General features: G+C 41.0%; 23 protein-coding genes. 17 read left to right on the top strand and 6 right to left on the bottom strand.

What is annotated here, in order from left to right; all coding sequences use genetic code 11:
- Nucleotides 1-179: 179 nt before the first annotated feature.
- Together PAENI_RS17760 and PAENI_RS17755 are read right to left on the bottom strand one after the other, a co-directional pair.
- Nucleotides 180-1055, bottom strand: coding sequence for an AraC family transcriptional regulator (locus PAENI_RS17760; RefSeq protein ID WP_149646171.1), 876 nt, complete (start codon nucleotides 1053-1055; stop codon nucleotides 180-182).
- A 19-nt stretch (nucleotides 1056-1074) separates the two neighbouring features.
- Nucleotides 1075-2196, bottom strand: coding sequence for a C45 family autoproteolytic acyltransferase/hydrolase (locus PAENI_RS17755; protein ID WP_149646170.1), 1122 nt, complete (start codon nucleotides 2194-2196; stop codon nucleotides 1075-1077).
- 266 nt (nucleotides 2197-2462) lie between these two features.
- Between PAENI_RS17755 and PAENI_RS32650 the strand changes: the two genes are divergently transcribed.
- Nucleotides 2463-2561: a sporulation protein YjcZ gene (locus PAENI_RS32650; protein WP_082651031.1), complete on the top strand. Its 99-nt coding sequence runs from the start codon at nucleotides 2463-2465 to the stop codon at nucleotides 2559-2561.
- Between the two features lie 83 nt (nucleotides 2562-2644).
- Here PAENI_RS32650 and PAENI_RS17745 read toward each other — a convergent pair whose 3' ends face one another.
- Nucleotides 2645-3364 carry a class I SAM-dependent methyltransferase gene (locus PAENI_RS17745; RefSeq protein WP_149646169.1) on the bottom strand — a complete coding sequence of 240 codons (720 nt, stop codon included), beginning with the start codon at nucleotides 3362-3364 and terminating at the stop codon, nucleotides 2645-2647.
- 395 nt (nucleotides 3365-3759) lie between these two features.
- Here PAENI_RS17745 and PAENI_RS17740 point away from each other — a divergent pair, with 395 nt between their 5' ends.
- Both PAENI_RS17740 and PAENI_RS17735 read left to right on the top strand, forming a co-directional pair.
- Nucleotides 3760-4752 (top strand): hypothetical protein, encoded by a 993-nt coding sequence (locus PAENI_RS17740; RefSeq protein WP_149646168.1) that lies wholly within the window; start codon nucleotides 3760-3762, stop codon nucleotides 4750-4752.
- A gap of 15 nt (nucleotides 4753-4767) precedes the next feature.
- Complete coding sequence (locus tag PAENI_RS17735) at nucleotides 4768-5028, top strand: helix-turn-helix domain-containing protein (protein WP_149646167.1); 261 nt, start codon at nucleotides 4768-4770, stop codon at nucleotides 5026-5028.
- A gap of 34 nt (nucleotides 5029-5062) precedes the next feature.
- Here the strand turns inward: PAENI_RS17735 and PAENI_RS17730 are convergent, their stop codons facing one another.
- Nucleotides 5063-5950, bottom strand: a complete 888-nt coding sequence (locus PAENI_RS17730) for a LysR family transcriptional regulator (RefSeq protein ID WP_149646166.1) — start codon at nucleotides 5948-5950, stop codon at nucleotides 5063-5065.
- A 105-nt stretch (nucleotides 5951-6055) separates the two neighbouring features.
- Between PAENI_RS17730 and aroA the strand changes: the two genes are divergently transcribed.
- From aroA to PAENI_RS32250, 5 genes are all read left to right on the top strand, one after another.
- Nucleotides 6056-7402 (top strand): 3-phosphoshikimate 1-carboxyvinyltransferase, encoded by a 1347-nt coding sequence (gene aroA / locus PAENI_RS17725; protein ID WP_149646165.1) that lies wholly within the window; start codon nucleotides 6056-6058, stop codon nucleotides 7400-7402.
- An 18-nt stretch (nucleotides 7403-7420) separates the two neighbouring features.
- Nucleotides 7421-8476 (top strand): chorismate synthase, encoded by a 1056-nt coding sequence (aroC, locus tag PAENI_RS17720; protein WP_042189513.1) that lies wholly within the window; start codon nucleotides 7421-7423, stop codon nucleotides 8474-8476.
- Nucleotides 8477-8593: 117 nt separating this feature from the next.
- Complete coding sequence (locus tag PAENI_RS17715; RefSeq protein ID WP_149646164.1) at nucleotides 8594-9511, top strand: hypothetical protein; 918 nt, start codon at nucleotides 8594-8596, stop codon at nucleotides 9509-9511.
- Between the two features lie 77 nt (nucleotides 9512-9588).
- Complete coding sequence (locus PAENI_RS17710) at nucleotides 9589-10116, top strand: DNA topology modulation protein (RefSeq protein ID WP_076285390.1); 528 nt, start codon at nucleotides 9589-9591, stop codon at nucleotides 10114-10116.
- 57 nt (nucleotides 10117-10173) lie between these two features.
- Entirely contained in the window at nucleotides 10174-10317 is a 144-nt protein-coding gene (locus tag PAENI_RS32250; protein WP_223178967.1) for a hypothetical protein, read from the top strand.
- 128 nt (nucleotides 10318-10445) lie between these two features.
- On the opposite strand, the gene PAENI_RS17700 is transcribed toward PAENI_RS32250, so the two are convergent.
- Nucleotides 10446-11120 (bottom strand): SOS response-associated peptidase, encoded by a 675-nt coding sequence (locus PAENI_RS17700; protein ID WP_076285391.1) that lies wholly within the window; start codon nucleotides 11118-11120, stop codon nucleotides 10446-10448.
- Nucleotides 11121-11404: 284 nt separating this feature from the next.
- On the opposite strand from PAENI_RS17700, the gene PAENI_RS17695 reads away from it, so the two are divergent.
- The 4 genes from PAENI_RS17695 to PAENI_RS17680 all read left to right on the top strand — a co-directional run bounded on the left by PAENI_RS17695 (nucleotide 11405) and on the right by PAENI_RS17680 (nucleotide 14803).
- Nucleotides 11405-11647, top strand: a complete 243-nt coding sequence (locus PAENI_RS17695) for a PHP domain-containing protein (protein ID WP_149646163.1) — start codon at nucleotides 11405-11407, stop codon at nucleotides 11645-11647.
- 440 nt (nucleotides 11648-12087) lie between these two features.
- Nucleotides 12088-12735: a FusB/FusC family EF-G-binding protein gene (locus PAENI_RS17690; RefSeq protein WP_149646162.1), complete on the top strand. Its 648-nt coding sequence runs from the start codon at nucleotides 12088-12090 to the stop codon at nucleotides 12733-12735.
- Nucleotides 12736-12938: 203 nt separating this feature from the next.
- Nucleotides 12939-13412 (top strand): MarR family transcriptional regulator, encoded by a 474-nt coding sequence (locus tag PAENI_RS17685; protein WP_149646161.1) that lies wholly within the window; start codon nucleotides 12939-12941, stop codon nucleotides 13410-13412.
- A gap of 155 nt (nucleotides 13413-13567) precedes the next feature.
- Nucleotides 13568-14803: an MFS transporter gene (locus PAENI_RS17680; RefSeq protein ID WP_149646160.1), complete on the top strand. Its 1236-nt coding sequence runs from the start codon at nucleotides 13568-13570 to the stop codon at nucleotides 14801-14803.
- A 76-nt stretch (nucleotides 14804-14879) separates the two neighbouring features.
- Here the strand turns inward: PAENI_RS17680 and PAENI_RS17675 are convergent, their stop codons facing one another.
- Nucleotides 14880-15104 carry a hypothetical protein gene (locus PAENI_RS17675; protein WP_149646159.1) on the bottom strand — a complete coding sequence of 75 codons (225 nt, stop codon included), beginning with the start codon at nucleotides 15102-15104 and terminating at the stop codon, nucleotides 14880-14882.
- A 171-nt stretch (nucleotides 15105-15275) separates the two neighbouring features.
- Between PAENI_RS17675 and PAENI_RS17670 the strand changes: the two genes are divergently transcribed.
- From PAENI_RS17670 to PAENI_RS17650, 5 genes are all read left to right on the top strand, one after another.
- A complete protein-coding gene (locus PAENI_RS17670; RefSeq protein WP_149646158.1) occupies nucleotides 15276-16115 on the top strand; it encodes a DegV family protein in 840 nt (279 codons plus the stop codon).
- A gap of 196 nt (nucleotides 16116-16311) precedes the next feature.
- Nucleotides 16312-17016, top strand: coding sequence for a response regulator transcription factor (locus tag PAENI_RS17665; protein WP_042189491.1), 705 nt, complete (start codon nucleotides 16312-16314; stop codon nucleotides 17014-17016).
- Complete coding sequence (locus PAENI_RS17660) at nucleotides 16994-18412, top strand: sensor histidine kinase (protein ID WP_149646157.1); 1419 nt, start codon at nucleotides 16994-16996, stop codon at nucleotides 18410-18412. The genes PAENI_RS17665 and PAENI_RS17660 overlap by 23 nt, the downstream gene beginning before the upstream one ends.
- A gap of 41 nt (nucleotides 18413-18453) precedes the next feature.
- Nucleotides 18454-19563, top strand: a complete 1110-nt coding sequence (locus PAENI_RS17655; RefSeq protein WP_149646156.1) for an AI-2E family transporter — start codon at nucleotides 18454-18456, stop codon at nucleotides 19561-19563.
- Nucleotides 19564-19598: 35 nt separating this feature from the next.
- Nucleotides 19599-19949: an Asp23/Gls24 family envelope stress response protein gene (locus PAENI_RS17650; RefSeq protein ID WP_042129003.1), complete on the top strand. Its 351-nt coding sequence runs from the start codon at nucleotides 19599-19601 to the stop codon at nucleotides 19947-19949.
- Nucleotides 19950-19967: the final 18 nt, after the last annotated feature.

Genomic DNA, 19967 nt, shown 5'->3' with positions numbered 1-19967 from the left:
AGGTATCAATGGGATTTAAAAAAGATGACCCCTGTTCAATACAGAGATCATCTTCTTCAATCTGCCTAGACTTTTTTTAAATGTCCTTTACATAGGGTACAGTTTATTCAACGCTTGGGCTTTTGCAGTTTGGTCTAAGCCGCGCTATCATCCAATAATTCTCTAGGGGGTCATGATTTTTATTTGATCGGAATGTACAGATCTACTTTGGAATCAGGATGATCATATCCTAAATATCGTTGATCGTATAGCTCAAAATCCTCACGCTCGTCCATTTCCTCTTTCGTGTTAAGGAACCACGTTCCCCAAATATAATGGAACGTTTGGGGAAGCGTGCGCAGTGTACCAGTGTGAGTGAATACGGCGTAACGCCCCTCTGGAAGTACCTTTTGTACAAATTTTGCAGGAAGTCCTTCAAAAGAAGCCACTTCGATGCCAGCAACCTCCGTAAATAGCACCTCATCACTCATGGAGTATAGGCTGTTTTCATGACAGGCCTCGCAGATGCCAAATCCTCGTCCATTAAGTGAACGATGGGGAATTTGAGTAGAAATTTTGTTGAATTTCTGCCACAGTTCGGCTAGTTTGTTATCCTTGAGCGTTGTTTCTCCACGTATTCCGGCGACCTTCGTCTCTGGGAGTTTTACAATGGTAGGGTGTACGGTAACATTGCAAGTTAGATGCTCCAATAAATTAGCGTGCAGTTTAGTCTTGGAAGCAATGAAGGTGTCCAGTCGATTGATACGGTATTCCTGCGGGCTGACCTTATATATGAATTTAAACGCGCGACTAAAAGACTCGGCGGACTCAAAGCCGTTGTCTAGCGCAACATCTATAATTCTTTTGTTTGTGTAAAGCAAAGCTTTTGCAGCATTGGCCAGTCGACGTTTCTTAATATAGCTGCCGATGCTTTCCCCTAATATAGCGGTGAATTGGCGGTTCAAATGATAGTAGGAATACCCTGCTGCCCGTGCAACATCCTCTACTTTAATCGCTTCGCCAAGCATGTCTTCAATATAGATTATCGCTTGCTCTAACGCCAGTCGATAGTCCAATTTTGAATCCCTCCATCGGTCAACTATTCAAAGATTGATAATCGAACATAGCTTTGTCCGCTCTCTCCATACAAATCTGGATATTTGTTGTGGAGTCTGGTATAGCTTGTTTTAAATCATAAGTCTGCCAGCCATTTTCCACTCTGCCGCCCCAACATAGCTCTATTATACCGTCTGCGGGGGAGAACACCATGCTTTTGGTTGTACCGAAGTAATCCTCATAATAATGACTGCACAGCCCATTCGGGTATTTGGACAACAGCATCTCCTTTAGATGTTCATTCGTCATAGCTGTTGCTCCTTTCAGTTGGGAAGCGATCCACTCCCCTCGCCGCAAAGAATGAATGGCAGCCTGGGGCTCATAACGAACTAATGGTGGAAGAACTGGATGATTGGTAGCCCAGAGGAACTGCTCTTGCGAAGCTGGACTAATTTGCTTCGTTGCTTGCATGCCGTTCATCGTTTCAAACAAGGCGGCATTCCCATTTTTATCTAGCAGCATCAAATTGACATTACAGGCGATAGGCATCTCTTTCAAATAAAAAAGTGATTCTTCGACATTTTTACAATTTTCCAGTAACGCCCGAATGGCCGCCCAGAAATGTAATCCTTTTACTTTAGGTGCACGCAAAAAGGGCACAGCCCCGACAGGAAAGCCGCAAGCACTCATTGTAACAGCAAGTCCGTGCTCATTAAAACCGTCGTCTCTCCCAAAGCTCATTGTACTTGTACCCATGTGCGTATATTTACCTGTTACTGAGGTTCTGACTAACACAAAATCCTCGATCTGATGATTGAATTCATAGTTGCGAGCTAACAATGGCTTGTTCTGTGCTGTCATATTTGGCAGCAAGGCAATCTGACTGCATCGCGGCAGCAGATACGTCATGGCGTAGTAAGCGATTTGCTCGGTATTAACCTTTAATGCATCGGCAAAGCCAACAATTTCTTCTGAAATGCCTGGGCACCACTCATCGAATAGTTTGACAGCGTCTTTATATTCTGTTAGACCAAAGCCTTCGAGTTTACGAGTGTAAGCAATCTTGTGTGCTGTATTTTCTGAAATAATATTGCCTAGCTTATACCCAATTTCATAGCTTGTTCCTTTCAAATCCAGTGTATGAACGGAAATCGTTAACATCCTGTTCCCTCCTTTTTTCTACAGTTTAAGGTGGATAGGGAAGCAGTGCATGATATTTTGTGCTGTTTTTTTTGCTCAATACCAAAATAAGTTGTTTTTACCGCATAACAGAAGTTAATGGAGGATATAACAAGGGACCAATTCGTAATTATTTCCGGCGTGAGTAGGATATTAAAATCCGTCAGCTCATGTTAATTAGGTTATAGTCCATACATTTAGAATAGCAGTGCATATTATGTTTTATGAAGTAAAAGGGGGGATAATCAATGAGTTGTGGAGTTGGAGGCAGATTTACTTCTACTGGAGAAATTTTGGTTCTTTATATCTTATTAGTAATTGTGTTATCTGCTTGTTTCTTTGTATAATAGCAGGCTATCACAAAGAACAATAGTCACTGTTACAAGGCTATTGTTCTTTTTTCGCAAATGTTGATGGACAAGCCAATCCTTTATTTCGTTCCAATTACGAGAATAAATCCGATGTATTCATGATAACGGTCCATTATACTATTGTACTGACTGATCACTTCCCAAATCGTGTGGTCAAGAAAGGAATCAGCATCCATTTGTTGATAATGGTCTGGATGCTCTGTAAGATCCTCACTTGATTTAGGGAACAAGAAGGGACCATCTATCTGTGAATGATAAAATCCCATAGTGTTTACTAATGCTGACCAATCATTAAAGTCCCATAGATTCTTAACATGATAAAATGTACTAATCATTTGATTAATGTCTGTAGACATAGGTTTATATTGAATCATTTCTCTGTCAAAAAGCTTGCCTCCAGTCCTAAGAACCCTATAATATTCCGAGAATGCCTTTTCTGTATCAGTGAAAATGGATACAGACTCAACAAGAATCACATCAAATGACTCGTTAGGAAATGGAAGCAAACTTGCGTCTCCTACTAAGAATTGAATTGAAGAATTCTCTTTTTCAGCTCGTATTTTTGCTTTTGAGATCATATCTGGTTGAATATCTATACCTACTACATCATGACCTTGCGCAGCTAAATAACAGGATGTTCTGCCAGTGCCACAACCAACTTCAAGGATTCGGGAAGCAGTTGGTAGAGGATATTGTTCAAATTGCTTTAAAGTTGCAGTAAACCCTCCAGGATGAGCATTTCCAACACCTAATTTAGCCAGCATATTCAAATATTCCATGAGTTTAAATTCCTTTCACTGCGGGTCTTATTTTATAATATGAAAAAAAAATAACTTTGTACCGCAGTGCTGAATATTAATGACTTAAGGACATACATAAAAAGAAAATATCGGTTTATTTTTAATTCAAAACCAGATCCGTAAGCAATGTAAGAAATTTCTTACGGATCTGGTTTTTTTTTGATTGAAAGGATATGATTGTCCGTTCTTTTAGTAGTCTCCGATTACAAGTTGGGGATTTATTTAATTTATTCAAGAACACTTGAAAATAATGTAAATGTAGAGTATTGTAAGTGATAAGTAGTAAGTAGTAAGTAGTAAGTTAATCGAAACGCTCACCATACGGAATAAATATCATCCAGTAAATACGAATTTATGGATAGGGGTGGATGGTTATGATGGATTTAAAATTAGCACCAAGTTTTTCAGTGATCGCGCTTAATGCACAGAGAAGTCTTCATATGACTACTGTCAAGAAAGTGTCTTTACGCTGTATGGCAGCAGCGGTTATATTGGAGCTTTACTTAGAGGGATGTTTTACGCAATCAGAGAACAAGTTAACTTTGCCCAAGGAGGGATTTGGTCAAGCTCATTCAACACTTTATAGAGAAACGGTTCTACAACCTTTGCTTCATAAAGATGCTGAATTGAAGGGCGATTTAAATTGGTGGGTAAAAAAGGCTTCCATGCTGTCTAACAAACAATTAAAAAAGTTCGAGACAGCGATTTCAGATTATCTTAAAGCAATGACTCTGCTTGAAGATATCCCAAGTCTGTTAGGGAGTGATATGTTTTTTGATACTGCCGAAGTTGAAGTTAGAGCTTATCGTAGTAATTTGGAGGTGTACTCAAGCATTACAGAGAACATCCGCGCAGAAATTTTGGAAGAGGGTTCAGTAACGGATGAGGTCATTTGTATGCTGTGGCTACTTCGTGAATGTGGATGCATGCATAATTTCTTCTCGCTGAATGAAATAGAAAAGGTAAATATCAGACTACATGATCTATACCAAAGTAATTTATGGGCAAAGGCATTGTTTCCAATACAAATTCGCCATGGAATTGAGCTGGGAATCAAACGCTTTTTAGAATTGAAGACAAAGTTTGCGAAGACTTTTATCGGTAGTAGTATCAATCTATTATTCCCTGCCCTAGAGCCATCACGAGCGGTCTTTATAGAAACAGAGTCTTGGTTTGATAATTCTAATCAAAGACTAGACGCAGTTATTACAAGATTAGTGTCCTATGGACATGAAGTTAAGGTGATGGAGAGAGGATCGATTGCGACCCTTAAAATTGATAATTTGTTATACGATGCGATCCCGCATTTTGTAATGATGAAAGTGCCAATTCAAGGTGTGCGTCTTGTTCCGAAGCGCCCGCTGTAAAGGAGTTGGTAATCAATGTCTAGACAACGTTCCATGGAGAATATTCTGGCTTCAGAGTATGTATCTATAGGTGAATTGGTAAGAATCACAAATTCTCGTTATAGTACACTCAAACATTACACAGAAGAAGGCATGCTTCCCTTTGAACAGGCCGAGGAGAATTTAACACGCAGATATAATAGAGAGGAAACCGTCGCACGCATTCTTTGGATCAAAGAGATGAAAGCAAACGGTTTATCTATCCCACAAATTAAAGAAGCTTTAGGAATGAAGTAAACACCGGGCTTCCCGGTGTTTTTGCTTTTTTAAGTCAAAGAAACTGTGTACCAATCATCTGAACAAATTGCTCAGCCGCAACAGACAGCTTTCGATCCCATCGTACTGCAAAGCCTATACTGCGAGGTAAAAGCGGATCATCTAGCTTCAACTCATAAAGCTTTCCACTGTGAAGATCCTCTTGCACGAAAGAACGGCTGATAAAAGCTGCCCCATACCCTAATCTGGCGAACTCTGCTAGCAGTTCTATGCTCCCCAATTCAATATCTGGAATTACCGATAATCCCTTAGTCGCAAACCATTGTTCAACAAATACTCTAGTACTGCTCCCTTGAGAAAATAAGATTAAAGGCAGCTCTGACACTTCTCTCATGGTTAGTGAACGACTAGCTAATTCTTGATAGGCTTCACCTACTACAAAACAATCCTCTAACACAGCCAGCGTCTGTATATTTAGCAGTGGATCGTGAAGCGGCATATGGACAAAGGCGCAGTCGATCTCACCATCTTTTAAACGCTTAGTGATGTCTGGCGTCTTCCCATGAGAGAGACGAATTCGTATACCTGAGTATGTGCTATGAAAGGTATTCAACTGCGGCAACAAAAGATGCTTGATCAGATAATCACTGGCTCCGATTCGTATTTCTCCCTCATTTAACTGCTTCAAGCTCTCCAGATGCTTTTGTGCAGAATCCAGCATGGAAAAGGATTGCTCCACATATTCAAATAGCGCTCGTCCTTCTTCTGTAAGCTCTACACCTTTGGACAGCCTGTGAAACAGCTTCAGTCCTAATGCTTCTTCCATTTGTTTAATGGCATAACTCACAGAAGGCTGTGTAATATGTAGTTCCCCTGCAGCTTTTGTTAAATTTCGATGACGTGCCGTTTGCCAGAAAATACGATACCACTCCAAGTTGAACATGTGGTATAGACCACCTCTATATCATTATGGTAAAAATCCAATTTCATTTATTTCATTTCATTCATTATAATCATGCTAGAGGAATAATTCAAAGGGGTGGATGAAGTGGAATCCAATCAACCGGACTTAGAAGCACGTTCTCCATGGTCAACGAATAGCGATAAACACATAGTGAAGATTAGCCCAGCGAAAGCGGTAATCAATGGGACGATAACCATATCAGGAAGCAAAAGTCTGACGAATCGGGCCTTGGTAATCGCTGCTTTAGCTGATGGACGTTCAGAAATAAAGGGAATATTAAGAAGTGATGACTCTTACTGGTGTATTGAATCATTAAAGAAACTTGGGATTCCCGTTGTGATAGAAGAAGAGACAGCTGTTGTGGATGGATGTGGCGGCAACTGGCCGAATCCGACTGGTGAGCTATATGTAGGAGCGGCAGGTACAGTTGCGAGATTCTTACCTGCTGCACTCGCGGCAGGGACTGGCACTTGGACAATGAATGGAAGTAAACGGCTTTGTGAGCGGCCACTCGCGCCATTACTCAATGCATTAACAACCCTGGGTGCACAATTTGAGTATAAACAAGCCGACCGTTGTTTACCTTTTACATTAGAGGCAAAAGGTCTGCAAGGAGGAAAGGCAACCCTGCCCGGCTCCACTTCAAGTCAATTTATAAGTGGATTACTGCTAGCCGCACCGTATGCCAAAGAACCGGTAACCGTGTATGTTGATGGAGAAGTTGTGCAAAGAGACTATGTAGAGATGACCCTTACTATGATGGCCTCCTTTGGTGTAACACCAGAAGCATCTCAGGACGGTCAATCGATAACGGTTCCTGCAGGAAAGTATCAAGGTCACACGATCACTTTAGAGCCTGATGTATCCACATGCTGTTACTTCTGGGCGGTAGCTGCGCTTACGGCAGGACGTGTACGAATTGAAGGGATCAATGCTAGCAATACAAGTCAACCTGATATCGAGTTCTTAGACGTTCTGGAGGTAATGGGCTGTACCGTTGTTCGTGGGGAGAACTTTGTTGAAGTACAAGGTGTCCCACGGCTTAAGGGTGGATACACAGTGAGTATGAAGAAATGGTCGGATCAAACACTAACAATGGCTGCTATGGCTATTTTTGCAGATGGTCCAATCACTCTAAAGGATGCCGCACATATCAGACATCATGAATGTGATCGGATAGCCGCGATATGCGAGGAAATAAGTAAGCTCGGAATACGTGTGGAAGAGTTTGAGGATGGTCTAACGGTATATCCGGGTCAGCCACTCCCAGCTTTACTAAATTCTCATGACGATCATCGGATGGCTATGGCGCTTTCTTTAATCGGCTTGAAGATTGAGAATATTCAGATTATCGACCCTGGTTGTGTCTCAAAGACCTGTCCAGATTATTTTGACCGTTTGTCAGCGTTAGGCGTACAGGTCCAATACTAAATAAGGAGTGCATATATAATGGCAGGAAATACATTCGGTGAAGTGTTCAAAATTACAACCTTCGGTGAGTCACATGGTGTGTCGGTAGGGGTCATAGTGGATGGTGTAACACCAGGCGTCGAGATTAACGAAGCATATATACAGAAACAGATGGATCGGAGAAAACCGGGCCAATCTTCAGTGACTACTCCTCGTAAAGAATATGATGTTGTCCACATACAATCAGGAGTATTTGAGGGAAAAACAACAGGTACGCCGCTCTTTGTAGTTCTTCAAAACCACGATATGAGACCAGAAGCGTACAGCGAGATCCAGGACGCTTTTCGTCCGGGCCATGCCGACTTTACTTATTTAGAGAAATACGGCATTCGAGATCATCGCGGTAGCGGACGTGCTTCAGGTAGAGAAACTGCGGCAAGAGTGGCCGGAGGTGCGATAGCTCGTAAGTTGTTAGAGAGAAGAGGTGTACAGGTAGTAGCGTACACACAAGAAATCGGAGGCATAAGATGTGAATCCTTCGATGAGGGTGTGATTGAACAAAACGCTGTCCGTGCCTGTGATCCAATTGCAGCTGACAAAATGATTAAAAAAATTGAGGGGTTAGCCGAGATTGGGGATAGCTGTGGTGGCATTGTAGAATGCCGTATTCGTGGCGTGGTTCCGGGTCTTGGAGAGCCGGTCTTTGATAAATTGGATGCAGAGCTGGCGAAAGCTATGCTGTCCATTGGCGCTGTTAAAGGGATAGAATTTGGAGCTGGCTTCGAAGCAGCAACGATGCTGGGAAGTGAGCATAATGACGCCAGGAATAGTGATGGGTTTCTTACTAATCATTCCGGAGGAATCATCGGGGGGATTAGTACAGGACAAGAAATCGTATTTCGGATCAGTGTAAAGCCTACTTCGTCCATCTCTGTGCCACAGCAAACGACTAACATCAAAGGGGAAGAACAAGAGATACGCACCGAAGGCAGACATGATCCATGTATTTGTCCGAGAATCGTACCTGTCGTAGAGGCTATGGCTTGTTTAGTACTGGAGGATCAATACAAACGACAAGCTGCTATGCTTGGATAATTCTAGAGCGGCATAATGGTGATGTTTGATTTTGACATGATCATTGAATTATTTTCCATTTAATGATATTTTTAAGATCGAATCATTGTCTCAGTCTACCCTGGAAGGAGCTGTACCATGGAACGATCAATTTTTATGAAAAGCATTGCTGCCCCTCTCGGCTTAATCCTGTTCTTGACCAGTATCGGTCTTGCCATTTCCTTTGCCTTCCCACAGCGGTCAAAAGCAGCGGTTGTTAAGTCTTCTGCTGCTTTTAGTTTGTTTGAGCAAAGAGTGAAGAAACCTTCATCTCTCAGTCTGGCCCAAGCCACCTTAGTCAATCGTATTGATGAGATGACGCCAGCAGAGGCTAATTTAGCCGTTTTACATTTGGAAAATGCCCTGAAAGCTTATCTACCTACAGCAATCAAACGAATGAATACGCCTGTTATTCAACAAGATATCAAAGATATTTATACTCCAGGCATGTCAATGGTGCTGGCTCGATCCAAGGTGAAGCAGTCCCAGACCCGTGTTGTTCTACAGGACTTGACTGCCATGGACTATAAGCTTGAATTGGGTGGCGGACGCTTTTATCCAATCATTCAATACAAAAGCTTCAAAGTGTTCAAACCTTACGTCTCCAAAGATTTGCAAGCCTATATCGAGCTGATGGCTACTGAGTCTGAGCAACCCTCTGCTGTGAACGGAACTTTGCTGATCAACTGGTACAAGGTCATAGAACGGGCTATGGCATATGAAGATTTTTTGTCAACCTATAAGTCTTCCAACCGTACAATAGCTATTAAGGAAGCCTATAACGTAGCCAAAGAATATGTGTTTAACGGTACCCAAAACTCTCCGCTCTTTGATAAGATAACGCAAGTGATGAGTGAAGAAGCGGCAATTGCATACGAGAATACATTGTCAGAAGCGGGGCCAGAGCAGATTGAAGCCAGCCCACTACTGATCCAGCTTGAAGAATTTTTGATGCTACTGGAGAAGAACGGGGATAAGAAGACGCAGGCTGTTAAGGATTTTCTGAAATCGATTTAAGCTATAAAAATTTCAAAATAATAACTCTTGGAAGGCACTAACGTCCTGTTAGTGTTTTTTTTGCGAAAGGAGAACCTATGAACCGAATACTAGTCATTGGATCTGCTGGATCGGGCAAATCTACCTTGTCTCGCAAACTACATTACATACTTGATCTCCCTGTTGTACATTTGGATACCTATTACTGGAATGCCGACTGGGTTCCTAAACCAAATGAAGAGTGGAATAATATTGTCGAACAATTTATCAATGAAGAGCATTGGATCATGGATGGTAACTATTCAAGAACGATGGATATCCGAATTAACAAAGCCGATTTAATAATTTTCTTAGATATGCCTAGACTTCTATGCATCTACCGAATTATCAAACGACGAATTATATATCACAAGAAATCCAGACCGGATATGAATCAAGAATGCCCAGAAAAATTAGATTGGGATTTTGTGAAATGGGTTTGGAATTATAGAAAAAAAGGTCGAGTGAACACTATAAAGAAACTTGAGCAGATTAAAGGACGTAAAGAGGTTGTTATTCTGAGAACGAGGAAAGAGATGGATGAGTTTATAGGGAAGGTGGAGAAGGAAGGGGCTGGTCTGGGATGACTTGCAAACTGTTAGTTCAATCTGTAAATAAGTCATTAGAAATTGTTGATTTGTACTTTGTACAAGGATGGTGTAGATACTATCACAACGGGTCATCCTGCGGTTAGAAAGTTTAACAATTCTAAGTTATGGGATGATCCTGAATGGGTGGATGGTGTTTTTGAAAAGCTTGAACAATATAAATTCGAACTGAACTCTTGAGTATGTAATTGGATGAAGAGCCAATAGAAATGATAAGCAATTAAAGCAGCGATGTGCTAAGGTTTTAATTCTCAGCCCTAGCACCGCTGCTTCATTTTTAGAGCATCTAATCCAATTCTGCTATCATCTCAAGGCTTTACCCAGGATCCCTTCAGATCCATTTCTCGAATACATTCAGCCGAGTCGTTCCTGTTGTCGTTAATCATTGGTGTGACCGGGTACACCTGCATTTCATCTGCTGAATAAGGCCGCAGAATCGGATTCAGTGCTTCCAGATCATTTGTCTCCTCATCAAGCCATCGAGTGATATCCTGTGGGGACAAAATCGCCGGCATCCGGCTCTCAAATTCGCTAATCAGTGGATTGGCATCTGTCATGACCAGAGAGCAGGTACGAAGAGGCTCCCCGCGCGTATCCCGCCAAATTTCGTATAGACCAGCCACTCCGAACATACTGCGATTATTCATGACTACCCGAACTGGATAAGTCTTCTTGCCTTCTTTTTTCCAATAGTAAAATCCATTGCAAGGGATAATACAGCGCTGCTTGTCCACCATCTTGCGATAGGTTGGATTCTGATGCACATTTCGGAGATCCGCATTGATCGCATCTTTACCCCAATAAGGAACGAATCCCCAGCGGAACTCATCCAGAATTCGCTCACCATCCTGCTGTAATACGACAGGCATATCCTGTGTGGGACTAATATTATAGCGGTCTTTATAGTAGTACATCACCCGTTTGATCTCAAAATGATCCCTAATGTCTTGTAGTTCGGCCGCCAGAGAAAAACGTTGACACATGAAACATCAGCCTCCTTTTGTTTCGTAGTGTTTGTAAAAGGAGGTAAATTATTCATGATTTCCATGGTCATTCATTCGCATTTTTTACAGTAGGCGGTTATTTTAGCAATCACTCCGTATTATGATGTAAACAGACTTAAACTGTTTCCAGGTATGGAGGTGGATATCGCGAGACAGGTCATATCCTGCTGATCGGACTTAAGGAGAATGTTCTAGCAGTTCGGGCTTTACTGGATGAGCATACGCAGGAGGGGGATTTTATTACTTTCAAGGATCTGCTGGACATGGCCGACGAACATAACCTTTGGAAAATCGGAGCTCATCCCTTCCGAACTTCTACGCCATTACATCAACTGGACCCGGAGCTGCTTCGGAGATTAGATGCTTTTGATTTCAATGCAAAGGATATTTACATGCAGGGGGCAGAGACTTATAAGAACCTGATCACACCATTTGCTGAAACGCTTGGTGTACCTGTGATTGCCGGTAGTGATAGTCATCAATGTCTGCAATATGGGATGTTCTGAATCGGTTGAATATTACCTGCTCGACGGTTGAGGAATTGAAAGAAACTTTTGAAGCAGCTCATTGGTGAAGCACCTTCCAGAGATGAAGCAGAGGTTGGCAACATGGTCTAGCCGATTCCAAACATTCCTGTTATACTTTTTTCGTGAATGTAATCGGAGGTGGTACTGTGCTAATGCTGGTTTGCCCATTAGCTAGAAGTTCCTCACGCAAAGCCTAAATTAGGGCGATACTTTGCGTGAGGTGCGATAGGATGGATGATCGCCCAAACTAAATATTATCGTTTCTAATAATGGGCTTTGCACCTTATGAAATTTCAAAATATAAGAAAGTATAAGTTTCACTCTATACTTTATTTCTTATATTTCTCGCTTAAACGCTCACCGTCCTTATAGGACTCCGAAGGCGTTAATGCTTGTAACAAATAAGGGGCTGAAGAGCAATGAATACACCATTTATTAGAAACCATCAATATAATTTTATTAAAAAACAAACAGACTTCCTTTTAAAAACACTGCGAACTGTAGCGGATCGAAGAGTCTTGGAGACGGTAAGATATCGTTCTTCGTTGAATGTTGTAGAAGCTTTTCCAACACTAAGTGATAGTCAGCAGCAGTTGCTGCAACAAATATCTACCTTTGAGACTGCATACGATTTTCAGAAGTATCTTAGTGGATTAGAGCCTTATTTAGAACCTTATCCACAGATTACACCCAAACAGATTCAGAAGTTATTCCCTAAGAATAAGAAGCTGAAGGTACCTGATTTATCAGCAATCGACTTTCGATATATGACATATTTGAGCTGGATAGATATTGCTACCAATAAACTATTTATTGTATATCCGTTCGAAGGGCAGTTTATCGGTATTGAGGGTAGAATGACACCAATGAACAAGAAGGGGTATTGCCTGTTCTGTAATCGGCAGCAACAGCTCGCCTTCTTTACGGTCAAGACCAGGCTTGCAAAATCTTCGCCGGATGATTACTCCTCCATTGGCCAATATATTTGCATTGAGAGCCAAGAATGTAATCATAGGATTACGGATACAGCAGCGCTAGAGAGATTCATTCTCTCCACTCGTGCATAATGTTAGGATTAGCAAAGGCTGCTTTTGTAGGTAGCTTCAGACTATAGAGCAATAGGGTTTTGAAACGAATGGTTTCCGTTTCGAAACCCTATTTGCTGTTCGCTCAATTCCTGAATTAATTATTTTAAATAATTGTTGAAATAGAAACAAAAAAATAATGTGATATAATATTGTTAATGCAAGAGTGGGTGGGAGGACAGGTCATGAACAAAGAAGATCAGATCCTAACGGGTGTCAGGGACCTATATAATAAGATTGTTTGGCTTAACAAAGATAAGATGGAAGCAAGTCTTAAGGGTTATACATCTTCCGAAGTACATTGTATTGAATACATTGAAAAAAATGTAGATTCCAACGTTACAAAACTTGCGGAGTCCTTTTTTATGACTCGCGGTGCCATAAGTAAATTAACTAAGAAACTCATAGAAAAAGGCCTGATCGAAAGCTACCAGAAGTCGGATAACAAAAAAGAAATCTATTTTAGGCTTACTGAGCAAGGAAAAGTAATTTATAAAATCCATGAGAACCTTCACAAAGAGTTTCAAGAGCGGGATAAAGCCGTCTTTGCGCAGATAACCGAGGAACAATTTGATAGTATGCTTAGTTTCGTGGAAAAGTATAGTAGTCATTTGGATGCGGAAATAAAGAAACAGGGTAAAGATATTAAATCGGAATAAAATTTCAATAATGAAAATGAAACCACATGCAGTCGGGCTCTATGGAGAACGGCTGCATTTTTATTGTTATTATTTTGTTGACAAGGAAACAAAAAGGCGATACGATAAACATGTTTCCTAGGAATCAAAATAGTAACTTTAAGGAGTGAACATAAATGTCCATATTTAAATCACACAATGAACAGAACACAGGACAATTCGTAGATAAACACGCCTTAATATTCGGTCTTATCTCTGTGTTTCTTTGCGGAATAGGCTTTAGTATCATAATGCCTGTCGTCCCATTCTTAGTGCAGCCTTATACAAGCAGTCCTGGAGAACAAGCAATAGTTGTTACGATGCTGACCTCGGTATATGCAGTCTGTGTATTTTTTGCAGCCCCCGTACTTGGAGCTTTGAGCGACAAATATGGCCGGCGTCCATTACTCTTAGTATGCCTGTTGGGTTCCGCCGTCGGGTACTTGGTTTTTGGCATAGGAGGGGCTCTATGGGTACTATTTGCTGGACGTATAATCGAAGGGATAACAGGCGGGAGCATAAGTACGATCTTTGCATATTTTGCAGACATCATTCCTTCGCAGCAGAGAACCAAATACTTCGGATGGGTAAGTGCAGTTGTAGGTGTAGGCACCGTCATTGGCCCAACGATAGGCGGATTACTTGCTAAGTTTGGTTATTCTGTTCCCTTGTATTTTGGAGCAATCATAACTTTATTGAATGTTGTTTATGGATTCTTTTTTATGCCAGAGAGCCTTGCCAAGAAGAATAGACTGAAGGAGATTACCTTTGTAAGACTGAATCCATTTTCACAGCTTGCAAACTTACTTTCCGTGAAAAACTTAAATAGGCTGCTAGTCTCAGCGTTTTTACTCTGGATTCCTAACGGATCTTTACAGGCAGTATTTTCTCAATTTACGATGGATACTTTCAGCTGGAAGCCTGCACTAATCGGTCTTATGTTTTCGATTATGGGTCTCCAAGACATCATTTCACAAGGTTTGATCATGCCAAAGCTTTTGAAGAAACTTAGTGATAAACGTATAGCAATTCTTGGAATGGCTTCGGAAATTATCGGTTACAGTTTTATTGCTTTATCTGCGTTGTTCTCATTCTATCCTCTTTTTATCGCTGGAATGTTTATATTTGGCTTTGGGGATTCGATCTTTGGGCCTTCATTTAACGGGATGCTTTCCAAGTCTGTCGATTCTAGTGAACAAGGTAGGATTCAAGGAGGTAGCCAATCTATTCAGGCTTTAGCAAGAATGATTGGACCTATCATTGGAGGTCAGATTTATGTATCACTAGGCCATGCCGCACCCGCATTTATGGGGATGATCCTTATAGCAGCAGCCATACTCGTTTTGTATAAGCGTCCGGATGTAATTATGTAAACTACCTACGTTTAAGAACATATAAAAATAGGGTTTCAGAACTCAGGGACAAGTTCTGAAACCCTATTTGTCATAGTTATTGATTGTTTTTGGAATCTTTATTGATAACCCGTGCAGGACGAGTTACCCAGTTCGTACGATTCATAGGTTTAACTGTATCAATTCTGGTATTTGACGGTTCATTTGAAGCTTCAGTTGCTTCTGTTTCAGTAGATGTTGTAACTTCTTGATCCACGCTTTTTTTCCTTGATAGTCCTGTTCCATCATGCTTGCCTCGGTTCCATACTCTTCCCTTACTCATACATACACTCCATTTCTATACGCTTATTCATAAACCATATCATATTAGGACAAGTTAAGGAAGAAAGACATAAGCACAAATTGAAGGATTTTTCAAGTTATATTGGTTACTGGAGATTTCATTTGGCGATAGCTATAATAGTACTGATATTGAAAGGAGAGTACTTATATTATGGCAATCAAGATCATAACAGATAGCGGTTCTGACCTACCCCTTGACTACATGGAGAAGTATAATGTTTCCGTGGTCCATCTACCGGTTCATTTTGGGCATGAGTTAATGCCTGCGGATACGGATACGAAAACCTTTTATGCTAAAATGAGTGAATCCAAGGAGCTACCTACTACGGCAAGTCCAAGTCCAAACCAATTCCTTGAGACATTCAGGCAAGTAGAGGAAGGTACTGACATTATGGTCATTTGTATGTCCTCTAATATTAGTAGCACTTATCAGACGGCTATGATCGCTATGGAAATGTACCAAGAAGAAGGACACACCAATGCGATAGAGGTTATAGATTCCAAGACCTTTTCTGGCGGGTTGTCGCTGATCGTGGGCCTTGCGGCGAAGTGGTCACAGACTTGTTCAAGTCTGCAGGAACTGAAGGACAAGGTGCTTAAGCAAATGGATGAAGTTCGCGCATATTTTACACTGGATACACTTGAGAATGTAATGAAGGGCGGACGTCTAAGCCGGATATCAGGAGCGGTTGCTTCCGTGCTAAATATCAAACTACTGCTTAAAATCAGCGAAGAGGGTACTGTTGAGGTAGTGGAGAAGACCCGGGGTCTTCCAAAGGCATTAAACCGGCTGCTTGCGCATTTGGATGAGAAGCAGCATGACTACGAGAAGGCTGTTATCGCTATAGTACACAGTAACTGTGAGAAGCTTGCACTTGAGATTAAAGAACGCATCTTACAAAAGCACCCGTTCAAAGAAGTTTTACTCTCAAGTATGGGACCTGTAATGGGAACCTATGCGGGTGAAGGTGGAATTGGTGTTGCTTTTTAATAGGACTCCGAGGGCGTTTATATTTGCCAGCAGGTGTTCAGATTTCTGGAATTATACGATCGTACATGGGACGAGTTCCTGTGTGCGATTTTTATTTAAATATAAGAATTTGATGGATGTAATAATTTAGCTATTCTTTAGATTGCGTTTAGGTGGGTTTAATAATCGAAGATTATAGTTAGATGGGGTGATTACTGTGTATACAATTCTAATCGCAGATGATGAAGCAGAAATTGTGGAATTGTTGAGATTATATTTAGAGAAAGAGTACAACATTGTGGAAGCGAACAGTGGGACTGAAGCGTTAATGCAAGTGCAGAACCAAAAAATTGATTTAGCGATTCTTGATATTATGATGCCTGGTCTAGATGGACTGCAATTATTGAAGAAAATTCGAGAGTTCCATCATTTCCCGGTGTTGTTTTTATCTGCAAAAAGCGAACATTACGACAAAATACTGGGACTTGAACTCGGTGCCGACGATTATATTTCCAAACCGTTTAATCCATTGGAAATTGTAGCTCGTGCAGGAGCTTTACTGCGGCGGGTACATCATTTTGACGCACAGATTATTGAAGAAAAGGCAGCTGAACAAATTGTGTTGGGAGAATTGAGACTGGATCAAAGCCAGTGTCTGCTCTATCGTTCAGGAGAACCTGTCGTTCTTACCTCTACTGAGTACAAAATTCTGGAATTAATGATGAAACAACCGGGTCGGGTCTTTACACGAAAAAAAATATATGAAGCTGTATGGGAAGATTTCTATGTGTACGAAGATAATAGTATCATGGTACATATCAGTAATATCCGGGAAAAGATCGAGGAAGACTCCAAAAAGCCGGTTTATTTAAAGACTATTAGAGGGCTGGGATACAAAATTGAAGCGCCTATGGAGCAATAGAGATCAACGACCTTTACAATCATCGCTGACGCTGGATTTTTTGTTATTCATCTGCATTTTGTTTTTTCTTGTGATTGTTTATTATTTGTTCATTAACCTTGATGTGACCCATATGTTCGAAAAAAATAAAATCGCTGATCCTGATTTGAAGGTTGAAGCGAGTGCCTATCGAGATAATCTGGAGCATGGGATAGAAACCAAACGGCTTCTGCGTAGCGGTGGGTGGATTGAGATCTTGGGTCAAGACAAGAAGGTCATCGACGTAGTTGGTGAGAAGAAAGACGATGTAACACAATATACCGACAACCAGCTCTTAAATAACCTGGAAAACGGAGAAGATCAGGCGTACTTCTACTCGTTGACTACACGTAATAATGAGAATGAATCAGAGTGGCTGCTTTTGAAAATCCCTAGAGAAGTTATCGACATTTCAATTAATAGTGATCCATTAGTTGAATACTTCAACCACTCGCTTTCATACTATGTTTTTTTAGGAGTTGGAATGGTTCTCTTGCTTATTATCGTGTACAGCTATTGGGTGGCACGAAGAATCAGGAAGCCGCTGCGTATTATTACGCTTGGTTTGAAGCAGATGATTGAAGGAAATTATGATACTCGTATCTCGCTATATGCAGAGAAAGAATTTTCGCAAATTGGGGAGACTTTTAATTATATGGCGGACGTAATTGAGAAGACAACGAAAGAAAAACGTCAAGCAGAAGAAAGTAAGAAACGCATGATGGTTGATCTTTCTCATGATCTGAAGACACCCATTACGAGTATACAGGGGTTTGCACAGGCGTTGGTTGAAGGTCGTGGTGAGGACGAAGAACGCCAGAAACGGTATTTAACCTATATCTATAATAAATCCTCGCAAGTGACCAAGCTGATTCAAAATATGGTGGAGCTACTTAAAATAGATTCCCCAGATTTTTTACTACGAATGGAGCGTCATGAATTGGGCGAGTTTATTCGTGAAATCGTTGCAGACTCCTATGGTGAGATTGAACAAAAGAACTTCATCCTGCAGCTGAATGTTCCTGAACAGGAAGTGTTCGCAAACTTCGATGCGGAGCTACTCTCGAGTGTAGTTCATAATTTGATCTCCAATGCTTTGACCTATAATCCGCCAGGCACTCATCTGCGAGTGGAGGTTATCCCCTCGGAGAGCGAGGTTACTATTGAAATTGCAGATACCGGAGTAGGCATTCCTGAAGAGCTTTGGTCAACGCTTTTTGATCCGTTTGTTCGAGGAGATAAAGCGCGGTCAACTACAGGTGGAACGGGTCTTGGTCTATCCATTGCTATGAAAAATACAGAGAAAATGGGTGGAACGCTTCATCTCAGTCGCGGAAAGAAGGAACCAACGGTATTCACCATACGTATTCCCAAATAACGAGATGAAAGACACCCGAAAATAGAAGATGGGAGAGAACTATGGCTAAACTGAACACATTCATTCGAGTTTGTATAGCGATCCTTTTGGTGTTAGGCATCGTATTTTTAGGCTCACAAGTTAATTTTATTTTCAGTCCAATCTTGTCTTTGTTCAATGTTATTATCGTGCCCTTAATGTTGGCAGGATTTTTCTATTATTTACTCCGACCTCTAATCAATACTTTGGAGAGATATAAACTAAATCGCTCTGTTGCGATCATCATCGTATATGTGGTCATTGCATTGCTCTTGTTTGGTTTTAGTATTGGAGTATGGCCTTCACTTCGAACACAGCTAATTAATTTTGTCGATAATATGCCAAATCTGATCGCAGCCGTGAATCAGCAGTTATTGAGGCTCGAGGACAGTGGATTCTTGGCTTCTATTATCCCAGCAGATATGGATCTTGCTTCCCAATTGACTGAATATTTGAATAAAGGATTTAATCTGATTTCGAACTACGTAACGGGTCTATTCTCCTTTGTTTCAAATTTCGCGATTATTTTATTTACCTTTCCTATTATGTTGTTTTACATGCTTAAGGAAGGTGGGAAATTTGGTCGTAAGATTGTAAGTTTCTTTCCAAAGAAGTATCGTGGAGAAGGGACTACAATGATGAGTGAAATTGACAGTGCGTTAAGTGGATTCATTGTTGGTCGGGTATTAGTCAATCTGGCACTTGGTGTTCTGATGTATATTGGTTTCCTTATTATTGGACTACAGTATGCATTGTTGTTGACAGTGATTGCTGTTGTGATGAATTTTGTACCTTTCATTGGTGCAATTCTCTCCAGTATCCCAATTTTCATTATCGGATTCATCCAATCGCCGTCCATTGCAGTATGGTCCATCATCATCGTTCTTGTAGCTCAGCAAATTCAGGATAATCTGATTGCTCCCTACATTTTTGGGAAAAAGCTTGATATTCATCCGCTGACGACGATCATCTTAGTGTTGGTTGGTGGAGATATAGGCGGGATTATTGCGATATTGCTGATTATTCCATTGTATATGATTGTGAAAATCCTCTTGACCAAAGTGTATAATTTGTTTGTTAAGAACCACAGGGCAGAGTCAGGGGTAGAAGTAGAGGTAGAGGAGAGCCTTTAATATCTCTTAAATTAACAAATATGGAGGTTGTTTATATGAATGAAGGAACGGAGCAAGGATTAATTCATATCTCAGATGATGTAGTCACATCGATCGTTGGACAGGTGGTTCTGGAAACGCCAGGTATTGCCGGGATGTCAGGAAGTAATATTTCGGACAACTGGGCCAAACGTTTGGGCGGTAAAAATGTGAAAAAAGGATTGTCTGTAGAAGTGAAGGAAGTAGACGTTGCCATCGACCTGCGGGTTATTGTTAATTACGGATGTGTGATTCAAGAGGTCTGTTATATGCTGCAAAAAAATGTGCGTAATGCTGTGGAGAATATGATGGGCTTGTCCCTTGTTTCGGTAAATGTGAAAGTTGAGAAGGTAGCCCTTCCAGTATAAGGATATCTCTCAAATAGG

The organism is Paenibacillus sp. B2(2019), assembly GCF_008370385.1.
In the GTDB taxonomy this organism is placed as follows: domain Bacteria; phylum Bacillota; class Bacilli; order Paenibacillales; family Paenibacillaceae; genus Paenibacillus_AQ.
The sequence above is the reverse complement of the archived record's forward strand: the minus strand, read 5'-3'. Positions and strand labels throughout refer to the sequence as shown.

What these genes read in the sequence shown, in the direction of transcription:
- PAENI_RS17690 (WP_149646162.1), top strand. Translation starts at nt 12,088, where the DNA reads ATGAATACACCATTTATTAGAAACCATCAATATAATTTTATTAAAAAA.
- PAENI_RS17675 (WP_149646159.1), bottom strand. Translation starts at nt 15,104, where the DNA reads ATGAGTAAGGGAAGAGTATGGAACCGAGGCAAGCATGATGGAACAGGA.
- PAENI_RS17715 (WP_149646164.1), top strand. Translation starts at nt 8,594, where the DNA reads ATGGAACGATCAATTTTTATGAAAAGCATTGCTGCCCCTCTCGGCTTA.
- PAENI_RS17735 (WP_149646167.1), top strand. Translation starts at nt 4,768, where the DNA reads ATGTCTAGACAACGTTCCATGGAGAATATTCTGGCTTCAGAGTATGTA.
- PAENI_RS17695 (WP_149646163.1), top strand. Translation starts at nt 11,405, where the DNA reads ATGGCCGACGAACATAACCTTTGGAAAATCGGAGCTCATCCCTTCCGA.
- PAENI_RS17745 (WP_149646169.1), bottom strand. Translation starts at nt 3,364, where the DNA reads ATGGAATATTTGAATATGCTGGCTAAATTAGGTGTTGGAAATGCTCAT.
- PAENI_RS17685 (WP_149646161.1), top strand. Translation starts at nt 12,939, where the DNA reads ATGAACAAAGAAGATCAGATCCTAACGGGTGTCAGGGACCTATATAAT.
- aroC (WP_042189513.1), top strand. Translation starts at nt 7,421, where the DNA reads ATGGCAGGAAATACATTCGGTGAAGTGTTCAAAATTACAACCTTCGGT.
- PAENI_RS17655 (WP_149646156.1), top strand. Translation starts at nt 18,454, where the DNA reads ATGGCTAAACTGAACACATTCATTCGAGTTTGTATAGCGATCCTTTTG.
- PAENI_RS17755 (WP_149646170.1), bottom strand. Translation starts at nt 2,196, where the DNA reads ATGTTAACGATTTCCGTTCATACACTGGATTTGAAAGGAACAAGCTAT.
- PAENI_RS17740 (WP_149646168.1), top strand. Translation starts at nt 3,760, where the DNA reads ATGATGGATTTAAAATTAGCACCAAGTTTTTCAGTGATCGCGCTTAAT.
- PAENI_RS17730 (WP_149646166.1), bottom strand. Translation starts at nt 5,950, where the DNA reads ATGTTCAACTTGGAGTGGTATCGTATTTTCTGGCAAACGGCACGTCAT.
- PAENI_RS17700 (WP_076285391.1), bottom strand. Translation starts at nt 11,120, where the DNA reads ATGTGTCAACGTTTTTCTCTGGCGGCCGAACTACAAGACATTAGGGAT.
- PAENI_RS17650 (WP_042129003.1), top strand. Translation starts at nt 19,599, where the DNA reads ATGAATGAAGGAACGGAGCAAGGATTAATTCATATCTCAGATGATGTA.
- PAENI_RS17710 (WP_076285390.1), top strand. Translation starts at nt 9,589, where the DNA reads ATGAACCGAATACTAGTCATTGGATCTGCTGGATCGGGCAAATCTACC.
- PAENI_RS17670 (WP_149646158.1), top strand. Translation starts at nt 15,276, where the DNA reads ATGGCAATCAAGATCATAACAGATAGCGGTTCTGACCTACCCCTTGAC.
- PAENI_RS17680 (WP_149646160.1), top strand. Translation starts at nt 13,568, where the DNA reads ATGTCCATATTTAAATCACACAATGAACAGAACACAGGACAATTCGTA.
- PAENI_RS32650 (WP_082651031.1), top strand. Translation starts at nt 2,463, where the DNA reads ATGAGTTGTGGAGTTGGAGGCAGATTTACTTCTACTGGAGAAATTTTG.